A 13,017-nucleotide genomic window follows, 5' to 3' on the forward strand; every position below is an offset into this window, starting at 1 on the left:
TTTAAAAGTTGATTATGTATAATAGAAACAGATGGGAGATTATTATGATCTTCTGTTACAAAAAAGTGATTCTTATCACGAAAAGGAGTGGTGCACGTTGTTAACATTATATACTTCCCCAAGTTGTACTTCCTGCAGAAAGGCTCGTGCGTGGTTGCAAGAACATCAGATTCCATTTGTTGAACGTAATATTTTTTCAGAACCATTGAACAGTTCTGAATTAAAAGCGATTTTACAAATGACAGAAGACGGAACAGAAGAAATCATCTCGACACGTTCCAAAGTATTCCAAAAACTGAACATGGATTTAGATGATCTGCCGTTACAAGAACTATTGGAACTTGTGCAAAACAATCCTGGATTGCTTCGCCGTCCAATCATGATTGATGATAAACGTCTACAAGTTGGTTTTAATGAAGATGAGATTCGTCGATTCCTGCCGCGCGATGTACGACAATTAGAATTGCGTCAAGCACAATTGATGGCTGGATTATAGAAGATAAAATGAAACTTGGAAAAACTATTACGATGATAGTTTTTCCAAGTTTTTTTGTTTTTATAAATAGCGTTCTTTATTGTGGGCACAAAAAAGGGTGTGAGAGTGGTCATGGTATGAAAAACAGAAGTGATTGATTAGCTAAAAAGTCGGCTATATAGTATTCATCTCCCAAAAATGTTATAGTTAAATAAGATAGCTTGAACGATTGAAAAAATCTGCTGGTTTTATTAAATTCACTTAACAGCGGGATTTTTTTTCTTTACATTTAAGCTGATTTCGCTACAATGAATCTATATTGAACATTGCGGCAAAGTGAGGTGTAGCAAAATGGAAATGGAACACATTAATGAAAATACGATCCGTGTACTGATAGGTCATGAAGATTTAGAAGAACGGGGCGTTTCATTTTTGGATTTACTTGGCAATCACAAAGAAATCGAAAATTTCTTTTATAGTATTCTGGAAGAAGTTGATATCGAAGAGGAGTTCCGAGGAAGCGAAGCTGTCACTTTCCAAGTTTTGCCAAAAGGAGACGGATTAGAACTGTTTATCAGTAAAAACCTGCCAGATGAAGAAATTTCTCAATCAGAAGATTCTGCTGTTGATTCAGAAGACGTGAGCGAATTTCTCCGTCAGCAAATTATTGGTAGCGATCCGGAAGAAGAATTATCTGGAAGCGCCCTAGAAGAACAGGAAAGACAAGCAATTTTTGCTTTTGAAGATTTTGAGCAAGTGATCCAGCTGGCAACAGACGTTGAACTAGAGTCTGCTTGGACTGATTTGTACTTATTTGAAGAGCGTTATTACCTAGTCGTTCATTTCTGGATGGAGAATCTCAACCAAGCGGATGTAGAGAATCAGATTGCTCGAATTTTGGAGTTTGCAGAAAAGAGCGATCGTACACCAGAAACATTGAGTGAATATGGAAAGTGTCTGATGGCGCGTAATGCTATCGAGCGTACGAAATTTTATTTTGTATAAATCACTATTATAGTAAGAGCCATATCGATCATATATCGATATGGCTCTTTTTCGTGTAAATAAATGGCTAGACGTAAATAAGTTCAGAGGGAGAAAAATGCTGCTTGCGATGAATGAATATCATGAATGCTGTTCTGCTAAATATGCAGAAAAAGAGAAAATGTATTATTGTCGTAGTTGTCGGAAAAGAGTGGTTTTGAAAAAGGGAAAGAAAAAATGTGCTCATTTTGCCCATCGAAAAACCGAAAACTGTTCGGTTTTTAGTGAGGGGGAATCAGAAGAACACTTGCAGTTAAAGGAATGTTTCATGGATTGGCTGGGACAGTCAGCAGAACCTGTATTTTTGGAAGCTTATTTGCCAAGATTGAGGCAGAGACCAGATATTTTATTGGCTAATCTAGCATTAGAAATCCAATGTTCTAGGTTGTCTCATCAGAGATTTTTTGAAAGAACCAAAAATTATTTGAACAACGGTTACCAAGTATGGTGGATACTTGGTCATTCTTTTCTTGGACAACGGCAATTTTCATTGATAGAAAAAAGTTGCTGCTATTATAATAGAAAAAGGGGAGTACATTGTTGGAAAGCTGACCTTAAGAACCAAAAACTTTATTTATATCATCATATTACAGAGACTGTATCAGGTCACATTTCTTTTTTCAGTAGCTGCTGGACTTTTTCTGGTAATGATCTTAAAAAAATATTTACTAATAATGAGATCAAAATAAATCAGATGAAGAAAACAGACAAGTTAAGCGAGGATGGGAAGAAGTGGTTGGCGCGCCAGCTGATTTACAAACAAAAAAATACAGTATCCATACAAGAACAGTGCTACTTGCGTCACAAGCACCTTTTGTATCTATCACCGTGGATCTATCAAAACAGTCGGTTTTTCTTTTATTTACGAGAACAGGTTTTTCTTTATCGAATGTTGTACGAAGAATCCTTAAAGCAACAGAAAGTACCTGATTTTAGCTCATGGTTTTGCCAAGTAAAAGAATATAAAAGGGAGTGGCTTTTCCCTATGATTGAGGAAGAGATGGTCTATCGGCAATTTTTTGATGAATGCACACATTTATCCTCTTGGAAAATATAGTAAGTATAAAAAATAGAACAGGAACCGGTTTTCTATGTAAAACAAGTTTCAGTTGTGCTAAAATTGATAGAAGCAGACACATAGATTAGTAGAAAAATCAGACGCTGTAACATGTGGATGTGAGACGAGGATCTATTTTGAAAGACCGAGACAAAAGGATATAAAAAGGAGTGGATTTCATGGAAGTAAAGCAGTTGCCAAAACGCGAAGAATTGCCTGAAAATTTAACTTGGGACTTGACCAAGATCTTTTCAAGCGACAAAGAATTTGATGAGAAATATCTAGAATTATCAGAAAAGTTAAAAAAATCTGAAAAATATAAAGGAACACTTAATCAAGGCGCTTCTCAATTTCTTGATGCGATTGAATTTGTGTTGAGTGTTTATCGCCAAACCGAAATCATTTATGTCTATGCACACCTTAAAAACGATCAAGATACTGGGAATACAGAATATCAAGCGCTTTATGCAAGAGCAAGTAGTTTGTTTTCAAAGGTTAGTGAAGCTGTTTCCTGGTTTGAACCAGAAATATTGCAGTTATCAGATGAACGGATTTGGCAATATTTCAAAGAAGAACCGAAGTTAGAAGTCTATCGTCACTATATCCAGCAAATAGTAGATAATCGTGCCCATGTTTTATCTGCCGATCAGGAATCGCTTCTTGCAGGAGCAGGAGAAATCTTTGAGGCTTCAAGTGATACATTTGCTGTTTTGAATAATGCAGATTTAGTTTTCCCAACGATCGAAGGAGAGAATGGTGAAAAAGTCCAATTATCTCATGGTGTGTACGGTCAGTTGCTAGAAAGCACGGATCGAAGTGTTCGCGAAGCCGCATTTAAAGGGTTGTACAGTGTTTATGAGCAATTTAGAAATACGTTTGCTTCTACTTTAAGTACGCATATAAAAGGACATAATTTTAAAGCAAAAGTTCGTAATTACAGCTCTGCCAGAGAAGCATCTTTGAGCAATAATCACATTCCTGAAAGTGTATACGACACTTTGGTAGATGTAGTAAACAAGCATTTGCCTTTGCTGCATCGATATATGGAATTACGGAAACGTTTATTAGAAGTGGAAAAACTGCACATGTACGATCTTTATACACCGGTCTTAGGAGAAGCTCCAATCACCTTTACGTATGAAGAAGCAAAAGAGAAAGCTTTGGAAGCACTGAAGCCAATGGGCGAAGAGTACATGACTATTGTAGAAAAAGCATTCTCTGAACGTTGGATCGATGTTGTCGAAAATAAAGGAAAACGAAGTGGTGCCTATTCTTCGGGAAGCTATGACACAAATCCATATATTTTATTGAATTGGCATGATACATTGGATCAATTGTTTACGCTTGTCCACGAAATGGGACATAGTGTCCACAGTTATTTCACACGATCGAGCCAACCTTATGTATACGGTGACTACTCCATCTTTTTAGCAGAAATAGCTTCGACAACGAACGAAAATATCCTAACAGAATATTTATTGGAAACAGAAAAAGACCCTCGCGTCCGAGCTTATGTGCTCAACCATTACTTGGATGGATTTAAAGGAACAGTTTTCCGCCAGACACAATTTGCTGAATTCGAGCACTTCATGCATACGGAAGATGAAAAAGGTGTGCCATTGACTAGTGAATATCTAAGTGATAGTTATGGTAAATTGAATGCAAAATATTATGGTCCGGCAGTCGAAGAAGACCCAGAAATCAAATTTGAATGGTCACGGATCCCGCATTTTTACTATAATTACTATGTCTTCCAATACTCGACTGGTTTTTCTGCTGCTTCAGCGTTGGCGAAAAGAATACTTAGTCAGGAACCAGATGCGCTAGAGAACTATTTGGCTTATCTAAAAGCTGGTAACAGTGATTATCCTGTTGAAGTGATGAAAAAAGCAGGAGTAGATATGACACAGGCTGCGTATATCGAAGATGCAATGTCGATGTTTGAACAACGACTAAACGAATTAGAAGAATTGATTGATCGTTTATAAGATTTTTGATTTTTTCGAATAGAAACGAAAAAAATACGTCGGCTCTCTTGTAAGGGAGTCGACGTATTTTTTTAATTAGAAAGCAAGTGTAAATGGCTAGTTCGTGAATGGAACTGAGAATCATTTGTATGTAAATGTTCACCATTAAAAACTTGATACGAGTTATCTGTTGTTTTACACAGCTCTTTGATTCTCCAAAGGCTGCTTGTGCCTTCTACTTCTACTAAAACACCAAAATCACGATCGCAAGCGTAATTGTAAACGACTGCGGAAGGATGTTTCGTGATGCCCATTTCTCGAGCAATTTTTTGATCGGAAAAGAATACTTCTTTAACAAAGTCAGATTGCCGATCTTCTTTAAACATATTCAAATCGCCGCCAATCTCTTCAAATATCGATTCAGCAAGTGCATGAGAATATGGTATGTTATTGCAGCCGACTGCTTCTTGCAGTTTGATCAAAAAATGGCGGCCTTTTTTCTTTCCTTGGAATTGAGCCGCTTTGCAGTCTAATGCGGCAGAATAAGTCGTTGAGAATAAGTGGTTGCGTTTCTCAAGATTGTTTTGAGAAATTCCTTTTTGTTGCATGACATCCCCAATTGTCTGCAAATTGACCAAAGGAAGAAAGCGAAATTGCATCTTTTCTTTTGATGGTGTTCCGTACTCTTCTTCAATAAATTGTAATAACTGTTGCTCCATTTTGAAACAATATTCCCCTAAAGGATTAACAAATAAATAGATTTCGATCATATGAATCTCCCCCAAAATAGATTCTATACAACTAGTGACTAGATTCTTTCACATCCTATAACTTAACAGAAAAAAGTAAAAAAATGAACTCAAGTGCCTCGTGAAAATGAAAGGTTTCTAATTTTTAGCCTCAAGCATACGTTGAATCTTGTTCTTAGCAGGACGATAAGGCAAAGAAAAACGTTTTAAAAAATTTATAAAAGCAATTTTTCCCGCAGATGCATCCACTACCTCTAGTTCTAGTTCAAAATCGTGAAGATTGTCTCCCCAGCTTTCATCGATAGCTAAAAGTCCTTCTTTAATGGGGAACTCAGCCCGTTTTGTTGTAAGCTTTCCTGTTTGGATCAATGAAGCAGGATCGATATTCAAATCAGAAAGTTTTTGAAAAACTGCGCCTGAGCGAGGCAAACGTTTTTGAAAGATGAATGCTTCTGCTTCTTCTGTTACAAAGGTATCCGTCGTTTCGAGACGACCTTCCTCAGCAGGTGTTTTTAATGTATATTCAGCTTGATGACCAACGAAACGGATTCGTAGGCCACAATTTTGTTTCTTCAGCTGTTCATCAACGGTATCGAAGTAAATATTAGTCTGTACACGGAAATCATTATCTGTTAATTGATAGTGAGCGATGAATATCTCGTACTCTTGCTTTGTCAGCATAGATTTATATTCGATTTCAAGCATTTGCGTCATTTGATCGACTCCTTTTTGTCTATTTTGCCTAATTTTCTTTTTTTGGTCAATGCATAACTCAAGAGTACGAAAAAACTTTGCATATATGGTAGAATAAACAATGAATGTTAATGAAGTAGAGGTATCAGCTATGGAACGAGATTGGAAAGCATTTTTAGCACCATATGAACAAACTGTATCAGAATTGAAAGTGAAACTGCGGGGAATCCGTAAACAGTTTCGTGAACAAAATCGTCATGTTCCAATTGAATTTGTCACTGGGAGAGTCAAACCAGTTGACAGTATCGTAACAAAGTCACAGTTACGTCATATTCCAATGGGACGCTTAGAAGAAGAAATGTCTGATATTGCCGGCTTAAGGATCATGTGTCAGTTTGTAGAAGATATCCATCAAGTTGTTGAGATTATCCGTAAAAGAAAAGACATGAAAGTTCTTCAAGAACGGGATTACATCACTAATAAGAAAGCAAGCGGCTACCGTTCGTATCATCTGGTGATCGAGTATCCTGTACAGCTGATCAGTGGTGAGAAGAAAATTTTGGCGGAAATCCAAATACGGACCCTTGCGATGAATTTCTGGGCAACGATCGAGCATTCGCTGAATTATAAATATCAAGGCGTTTTTCCAGAAGAAATGAGCGAACGACTTCAGCGTGCGGCAGAAGCTGCGTATCAACTGGATGAAGAGATGTCCAGTATCCGTGAAGAAATCCAAGAAGCACAGCGATTGTTCTCCCATGGAAGAGGAAAATCAGATGATGTCTACTATCGAACGCTTTTGAAGAAAGAAAGCGAAAGAGAGGAGGCAGGGGATGAAAGTAGCGATCGTTCACAATAAAGAAGCAAAGACTATAGAAGTGGCTGAGCGCTTGAACACACTATTAGAACAAGCTGGGATCCAGAGAGATGATCATGAACCAGAGTTGGTCATCTCAATTGGTGGAGATGGCACATTATTATCGGCATTTCATCACTACAGTCATTGTCTGAATGATGTGCGTTTCTTAGGCGTGCATACAGGTCATTTAGGGTTTTATACTGATTGGCGAGATTACGAGCTGGAAGAACTAGTAGACAGCTTGCGAACAAATCTGGAACAAAGTGTCAGCTATCCCTTGCTGGATGTTCGGATCAGTTATTTGGATGAAACGCCTGATCAGCATTTTTTAGCACTAAATGAATCAACGATTAAACGGGCCAATCGTACGATGGTAGCCGATGTATACATTAAAAATGAATTGTTTGAAAGTTTCAGAGGAGATGGATTGACGATTTCTACACCCACTGGTTCGACTGCCTATAATAAAAGTGTCGGCGGTGCAGTGATCCATCCTAGTATCAATGCCTTTCAATTGGCTGAGATTGCTTCGCTGAATAATCGAGTGTTTCGTACTTTGGGTTCTCCAATCGTGATTGCCCATGATGAGTGGTTAGAAATAAAATTGGAAAATACAGAAGATTATCTTGTAACGGTTGATCAATTGAATGTCGCAAAAGCCGATATCCGTTCTATTTATTATCGAATAGCAGAAGAACGGATCCATTTTGCTTCTTATCGACATATGCATTTTTGGCATCGCGTGAAAGATGCCTTTATTGGTGAGGATTAATATGCAGTTTACATGGGATTATGAGAAAGATCATTCTCAGCAGGTAAAATATTTTTTAAAAGAAAAAGGGATCTCAAAAGGTCTGTTAGCGAAAATAAAATTTCAAGGCGGTCAAATCAAAGTCAATGATCAAGTAGAAAATGTCTTGTTTTCTCTAGCCAAGGATGATAAGGTAACCATTGTGATTCCTGCTGAAGGAGAACATGAAACCGTACTTTTGGACGAAACGCCGATCGATATCGTGTATGAAGATGAACATGTTCTGGTAGTAAACAAACCAGCAGGCGTTTCGTCCATTCCTGCCCAATACCATCCAAATGGGACAATGGCTAATCGTGTAAAGGCTTATTACAAAAAACAAGGGTACGAAAACCAAGTAATCCATGTAGTTACACGACTAGACCGTGATACGTCTGGCTTGATGCTTTTTGCCAAGCATGGGTTTGCGCACGCAAAATTAGACACGCAACTTCGTGAAAAGAAGTTTGTAAAAAAATATCAGGCATTAGTCAGTGGGATGCTTTCAAATTTATCGGCACATGGTCATATCGATTTGCCGATTGCCCGAGATTATTCTTCGCTACTGAAGCGAATGGTCTCTGATGAAGGACGTTCTGCACAGACGGAGTACTGGATAGAGAAGCGACTAACAGAAATCGCGTTAGTTGATATCCAGCTGCATACAGGAAGGACACATCAAATAAGAGTTCATTTTTCCGCCATTGGCTGTGCACTGCTCGGTGATGATATGTATAGCGGACGAATGGATCTGGGAATAAAAAGACAAGCCCTTCATTGTTATGATCTGCGTTTTTACCACCCATTTACAGAAGAGCTGCTAGAGTTCAAGCAGCCTTTAGCCGCAGACATGGAGGCAGTTGTGAGACGGTTTGAAGAATAAGGCGAGGTGAGATTGGTTTGGATGAAAATCAAGAATTAGAGGAAAGATTTGCCCAGTTGACTCAAGATTTAAGGGAAAATAATATTCAGGCATTCAGAAACAGTTTTTTAGAGATGCATATCTATGAGCAGGGGCAATTCTACCAATCTCTTACAGAAGAGAACAGGCAGCTGATCTATTCCTATCTGTCGCCTAAAGAATTAGCGGATATGTTCGATGTGATTGAAGAAGACAACGAACATATGAAAGAATATCTGGATGAGATGCGTCCTAGCTATGCAGCAGATATGCTTTCTGAGATGTATACAGATAATGCTGTCGATTTGCTTAATACGTTAGATAAAAAGCAAATTGCTAAATATTTAAGTTTGATGTCTGCAGACGATGCCAGTGAAATCAAGGAATTGCTCCATTACGAAGACGAAACAGCTGGTGCAATCATGACTACTGAATTTGTTTCGATCGTAGCAAATCAAACCGTTCGCTCTGCGATGTATGTGCTGAAGAATGAAGCAGATGTTGCTGAAACAATCTATTACATCTATGTCGTTAATCAAGAAGGTCAACTAGTGGGGGTTATTTCTCTACGCGACCTAATCGTGAATGATGATGATGCTATGATTTCTGATCTGATGAGCGAGCGGGTGCTTTCAGTTCATGTAGGCGACGACCAAGAAGATGTGGCACAAACATTCAGGGATTATGACTTCTTAGCTCTTCCTGTTACCGATTATGATGATCATTTGTTGGGAATCGTCACAGTTGATGACATCATTGACGTTATTGATGATGAAGCTGCCAGCGATTATTCAGGACTTGCCGGGGTCAATGTGGAAGAAATCAATGAAAATCCAGTAAAGGCAGCATCTCGACGTTTGCCTTGGCTAATCACTCTGTTGTTTTTAGGTATGTCTACTGCTTCTTTGATCAGTCATTATGAAGACTTGGTAAGTGAAGCGAGCATTTTAGCGGTCTTCATTTCGCTGATCACAGGAACAGCTGGTAATGCTGGAACCCAGTCGCTGGCTGTGGCTGTCCGTCGACTTGCAATCTCTGATGACAAAGATCACGGGTTTGTCCGACTTGTTTTGGCTGAAGTCTTGACCGGCGTCGTAACAGGAGCTGTTACAGGGATGACGATTTTTCTGATTGTGGGCTTTTGGAAACATAATTTTATCTTAGGATTTGTGATAGGGATGGCCATGTTGTTTGCGATAACAGTGGCGAATCTTGCAGGTAGTTTGATTCCGATGCTGATGGATCGTCTAGGATTTGATCCAGCGGTAGCAAGCGGTCCATTTATCACGACCTTGAGTGATTTGACAAGTGTACTGATTTATTTCAATATTGCCTCTTTATTTATGGGGTATTTTATGTAAAAAGCAAAAACATTGGCAACAAGCAGTATACTTGTTGCCAATGTTTTTTGTTTATAAGATTATGGCTGAAGTTCAACGATTTTAGTTCCGTGGACTTCACTCACGTTTAATTCTTTAGCTACATGTGCTGCATTCGCTGCTGTTACGCCACCACCGGGCAAAATGATCAAACGGCCATCTGCATAGTCAATCAATTCTTTGAGCCGTGGGAAATGTTCTTCAATCGTTTGATCAGCAGGGCCGCCATGCGTTAAGATACGGTCAACACCGTGCGCTGCTAGCCAATCGATTGCTTCAAATTGCCGTTCTTCAGGAATACTGTCAAAAGCCATATGGAAGGTGATCTGTACGCCTTCTGCGGTTTCGATCAATAGTTCCAATGCTTCTTCGTCTAGCCATCCTGAGGGAGTAAGACAACCAAAAACTACGCCATCCGTCCCTAGTTTCTTTGCTTCAATCAAATCAGTATGCATAATTTTCAATTCGATATCGTTATAGACAAAATCGCCCCCTCTAGGACGGATAATCGTCATTACAGGGATATTTTTTTCCCCTGCGTAACTTAATGTTTCTTCGATCACACCAGTACTTGGGGTCGTTCCGCCGACCGCTAAGTTGTCACATAATTCGATTCGGTTAGCTCCTCTGGCAATTGCCAGAGGAATAGATGTGTAGTTTTCAGCACAAAATTCTTTGATCATCTGATCTTCTCCTTTGTCTTTCGCTTTCTTCTAGGCATTGTATCATATTTTTACCAGTTGCCAAAGTGAGCATCTAACGGTAAGATAAAACAGAAATGAGGGGGAACTATGTTAAAAAAAATTGACCGAGGACGCCAGTTTTTGGCAGAAAAACATCAGCTGTTCCGCTGTCCAGTTTGCCAAGAAGAGGTAGAAAAGTCTGATAATGGCTTGATATGCAAAAATAATCATCGTTTTGATCTGTCCAAAAAAGGAACACTTTACTTTTTATCCCACGCGGTTAAAACAGAATATGATCAAGAAATGTTCGTTCCAAGGCGTAGAATGATCCAATCAGGCATGTATCAGCCCGTTATTGAGACTATCGCACAGTATCTGCCTAATGAAATCTCGCTATTAGATGTCGGCTGTGGAGAAGGAAGCTTCTTGAATGAACTTTCAAAATTGAAAAAGATTCAAACTGCTGTTGGATTTGATATTTCAAAAGAAGGGGTCTATGCAGCTACGGAACAATCTGTCGAGGCATTTTGGTGTGTAGCGGATTTGACCAATTTGCCATTTGCTGATCAGACATTTAACACGATCTTAAATATCTTTTCGCCTTCTCATTACCAAGAATTCCAACGTGTACTGTCAGAAGATGGAGAGGTGCTGAAGGTAGTGCCGCAAGAAAATTATTTAAAAGAACTGCGTCAGGCTTTTTATCCGAATCAACCTGAAAAGCAAAGTTATTCTAATGATCGTGTAGTCGCAAAGTTTACTGAATCGATGAAACTAACTGAACGTCAGCGTGTGACTTATGAATTTGAGATACCAGAAGAAAATCGAAAAGATCTTTTAGCAATGTCGCCCTTAGAGTGGCAAGTCGAGGAGGAAATCAAAGCAGACTTGTACAAGAATCCTTTGAAAAAGATTACAATTGACATAGAATTATTAAAAGGAACTAAGAGAAAACGGTTTTCTAGTAGTTTTTAAAGAGTAGAGGTTGCAAAAGTAAGTTGAGGGTGTTATAGTAGCAACAAGTTGTTTTTTCATTGGTTTTTATCAGGTTCCTGTTCTGATAAAAGTTAGTGAGAAGAGCTTCACTAACGTAACGACTCGCAGTGACTGACACCGAGTTGATACGTTTTTTTTTATGCAAAAATCAAATTGTCAGAAAATAGAAACGAACATAAATATGAGAGGAATGATCCTGATGAATCATATCGTTTTATTCGAACCGTTAATACCTGCAAACACCGGAAATATTGCCCGTACGTGTGCGGCCACGAATACGCCGCTTCATTTAATTGAGCCCCTAGGTTTTTCAACGGATGACAAACACCTGAAACGAGCAGGGTTAGATTATTGGAACGATGTAAATATTACTTATCACAGTGATTTAGAAGCTTTTTTAACATTTTTAGGTGATCGTAAACTACACTTGATCTCAAAATTTGCTCATAAGGTATACAGTGAAGAAAATTTTGCTGATGGAGAAGAGCACTTCTTTTTATTTGGAAAGGAAACAACTGGCTTGCCAGAAGCGTTTATGCGCGAAAACGAGGAAAAGTGTTTGCGCATCCCTATGAATGATGAGCATGTTCGTTCATTGAATTTATCGAATACAGCTGCAATGATTGTGTACGAAGCACTTCGTCAGCAAGGATTCCCTAATTTAGAATTAACGCACCATTATGAAAATGACAAGCTGGATTAGACAGTTTATTATAGAGTAAAATAAAAGAAAGACAGGAGTTTGCTGCGTATGGAACTATATTTTACCCGACATGGGAAGACACAATGGAATCAGGAAAGACGTTTTCAAGGGAGCAATGGCGATTCTCCGCTTTTGCCTCAAAGTTACGAAGAAATCAAAGCATTTGGGAAAAAAGTAAAATATGTTCCTTTTAAAGCAATTTATTCCAGTACAGCAAAACGAGCATGCGATACAGCAGAAGGTATCAACAAAGAGCTTGCTAGTCCGGTAGAGATTTTCTATACAGATAAACTGCGAGAACTAGGGCTAGGTACTTTAGAAGGACAATCAATCGATGAAATGTATCAGAAATACCCAGAGAATTTGCCGAATTTGCGTAATCACTTAGATCTATATGATCCTTCTCCTTTTCATGGAGAAACGATTGAATCAGCAATCACACGTATTGAAACTGTTGTAGCGGATGCGGTTGCTCAACATAAAAACGGACCTCTTTTATTCGTAGGTCATGGGGCCTCATTAACTGCTGCCATTCAATGGATGACAGGGAAAGAGCTAAGTGAGTTGCGGGAAATGGGCGGTTTGTTCAATAGCAGCCTGACGATTTTAGAGACTGAAGAGCCTTGCAAATTATTGCCGTATAAACTGAAAGTATGGAACCAAACAGATTTTTTAGGAACTGAAACAGCACCAGAACCTTTACTATAGAAGAAGGAGGCGG

Annotated in this window: 14 protein-coding genes; 11 read left to right on the forward strand and 3 right to left on the reverse strand. The window is 38.7% G+C overall.

All coding sequences use genetic code 11. From position 1 onward, the window contains the following. Positions 1-97: 97 nt before the first annotated feature. The 4 genes from spxA (at position 98) to pepF (ending at position 4,564) form a co-directional block, all read left to right on the forward strand. Positions 98-496 (forward strand): transcriptional regulator SpxA, encoded by a 399-nt coding sequence (spxA, locus tag A5849_RS10795; protein WP_002296384.1) that lies wholly within the window; start codon positions 98-100, stop codon positions 494-496. Between the two features lie 330 nt (positions 497-826). Beyond that, entirely contained in the window at positions 827-1,480 is a 654-nt protein-coding gene (locus A5849_RS10800) for an adaptor protein MecA (RefSeq protein WP_002309970.1), read from the forward strand. Positions 1,481-1,577: 97 nt separating this feature from the next. Continuing rightward, entirely contained in the window at positions 1,578-2,576 is a 999-nt protein-coding gene (locus A5849_RS10805; protein WP_002335219.1) for a competence protein CoiA, read from the forward strand. A 179-nt stretch (positions 2,577-2,755) separates the two neighbouring features. Further along, on the forward strand, positions 2,756-4,564 hold the full coding sequence (pepF, locus tag A5849_RS10810) for an oligoendopeptidase F (protein WP_002309974.1): 1,809 nt from the start codon (positions 2,756-2,758) through the stop codon (positions 4,562-4,564). Positions 4,565-4,635: 71 nt separating this feature from the next. Here pepF and A5849_RS10815 read toward each other — a convergent pair whose 3' ends face one another. Further along, positions 4,636-5,313, reverse strand: a complete 678-nt coding sequence (locus A5849_RS10815; protein WP_002309978.1) for a ClpXP adapter SpxH family protein — start codon at positions 5,311-5,313, stop codon at positions 4,636-4,638. A 117-nt stretch (positions 5,314-5,430) separates the two neighbouring features. Beyond that, positions 5,431-6,006 carry a CYTH domain-containing protein gene (locus A5849_RS10820; protein WP_002314142.1) on the reverse strand — a complete coding sequence of 192 codons (576 nt, stop codon included), beginning with the start codon at positions 6,004-6,006 and terminating at the stop codon, positions 5,431-5,433. Between the two features lie 130 nt (positions 6,007-6,136). Here A5849_RS10820 and A5849_RS10825 point away from each other — a divergent pair, with 130 nt between their 5' ends. The 4 genes from A5849_RS10825 to mgtE are packed head-to-tail and all read left to right on the forward strand — an operon-like array spanning position 6,137 to position 9,896. Further along, positions 6,137-6,844 carry a GTP pyrophosphokinase family protein gene (locus A5849_RS10825; RefSeq protein ID WP_086310099.1) on the forward strand — a complete coding sequence of 236 codons (708 nt, stop codon included), beginning with the start codon at positions 6,137-6,139 and terminating at the stop codon, positions 6,842-6,844. Further along, positions 6,819-7,616 carry an NAD kinase gene (locus tag A5849_RS10830; RefSeq protein WP_002309983.1) on the forward strand — a complete coding sequence of 266 codons (798 nt, stop codon included), beginning with the start codon at positions 6,819-6,821 and terminating at the stop codon, positions 7,614-7,616. Before A5849_RS10825 ends, A5849_RS10830 begins: the two co-directional genes overlap by 26 nt. Before the next feature lies 1 nt (position 7,617). Beyond that, positions 7,618-8,517, forward strand: a complete 900-nt coding sequence (locus A5849_RS10835; protein ID WP_002335218.1) for an RluA family pseudouridine synthase — start codon at positions 7,618-7,620, stop codon at positions 8,515-8,517. A 17-nt stretch (positions 8,518-8,534) separates the two neighbouring features. Continuing rightward, positions 8,535-9,896, forward strand: coding sequence for a magnesium transporter (mgtE, locus tag A5849_RS10840; protein WP_002309985.1), 1,362 nt, complete (start codon positions 8,535-8,537; stop codon positions 9,894-9,896). A 59-nt stretch (positions 9,897-9,955) separates the two neighbouring features. Here mgtE and A5849_RS10845 read toward each other — a convergent pair whose 3' ends face one another. Beyond that, on the reverse strand, positions 9,956-10,597 hold the full coding sequence (locus A5849_RS10845; protein WP_002309986.1) for a copper homeostasis protein CutC: 642 nt from the start codon (positions 10,595-10,597) through the stop codon (positions 9,956-9,958). A 108-nt stretch (positions 10,598-10,705) separates the two neighbouring features. Here A5849_RS10845 and A5849_RS10850 point away from each other — a divergent pair, with 108 nt between their 5' ends. The 3 genes from A5849_RS10850 (at position 10,706) to A5849_RS10860 (ending at position 13,004) form a co-directional block, all read left to right on the forward strand. Beyond that, the gene (locus tag A5849_RS10850; protein WP_002309987.1) at positions 10,706-11,572 is read left to right on the forward strand and encodes a methyltransferase domain-containing protein; all 867 of its coding nucleotides are present in this window, start codon (positions 10,706-10,708) and stop codon (positions 11,570-11,572) included. A 220-nt stretch (positions 11,573-11,792) separates the two neighbouring features. Beyond that, entirely contained in the window at positions 11,793-12,296 is a 504-nt protein-coding gene (gene trmL, locus A5849_RS10855) for a tRNA (uridine(34)/cytosine(34)/5-carboxymethylaminomethyluridine(34)-2'-O)-methyltransferase TrmL (RefSeq protein ID WP_002320545.1), read from the forward strand. A gap of 48 nt (positions 12,297-12,344) precedes the next feature. Then, complete coding sequence (locus A5849_RS10860; RefSeq protein WP_002309989.1) at positions 12,345-13,004, forward strand: histidine phosphatase family protein; 660 nt, start codon at positions 12,345-12,347, stop codon at positions 13,002-13,004. The last annotated feature ends 13 nt before the right edge of the window (positions 13,005-13,017 follow it).

It is taken from the genome of Enterococcus sp. 10F3_DIV0382 (assembly GCF_002140245.1).
In the GTDB taxonomy this organism is placed as follows: domain Bacteria; phylum Bacillota; class Bacilli; order Lactobacillales; family Enterococcaceae; genus Enterococcus_B; species Enterococcus_B lactis.

Bases quoted from the DNA above. Each gene is read 5' to 3' on its own strand.
- A5849_RS10800 (WP_002309970.1), top strand. From the start codon at position 827: ATGGAAATGGAACACATTAATGAAAATACGATCCGTGTACTGATAGGT.
- A5849_RS10805 (WP_002335219.1), top strand. From the start codon at position 1,578: ATGCTGCTTGCGATGAATGAATATCATGAATGCTGTTCTGCTAAATAT.
- pepF (WP_002309974.1), top strand. From the start codon at position 2,756: ATGGAAGTAAAGCAGTTGCCAAAACGCGAAGAATTGCCTGAAAATTTA.
- A5849_RS10815 (WP_002309978.1), bottom strand. From the start codon at position 5,313: ATGATCGAAATCTATTTATTTGTTAATCCTTTAGGGGAATATTGTTTC.
- A5849_RS10820 (WP_002314142.1), bottom strand. From the start codon at position 6,006: ATGACGCAAATGCTTGAAATCGAATATAAATCTATGCTGACAAAGCAA.
- A5849_RS10825 (WP_086310099.1), top strand. From the start codon at position 6,137: ATGGAACGAGATTGGAAAGCATTTTTAGCACCATATGAACAAACTGTA.
- A5849_RS10830 (WP_002309983.1), top strand. From the start codon at position 6,819: ATGAAAGTAGCGATCGTTCACAATAAAGAAGCAAAGACTATAGAAGTG.
- A5849_RS10835 (WP_002335218.1), top strand. From the start codon at position 7,618: ATGCAGTTTACATGGGATTATGAGAAAGATCATTCTCAGCAGGTAAAA.
- A5849_RS10845 (WP_002309986.1), bottom strand. From the start codon at position 10,597: ATGATCAAAGAATTTTGTGCTGAAAACTACACATCTATTCCTCTGGCA.
- A5849_RS10850 (WP_002309987.1), top strand. From the start codon at position 10,706: ATGTTAAAAAAAATTGACCGAGGACGCCAGTTTTTGGCAGAAAAACAT.
- trmL (WP_002320545.1), top strand. From the start codon at position 11,793: ATGAATCATATCGTTTTATTCGAACCGTTAATACCTGCAAACACCGGA.
- A5849_RS10860 (WP_002309989.1), top strand. From the start codon at position 12,345: ATGGAACTATATTTTACCCGACATGGGAAGACACAATGGAATCAGGAA.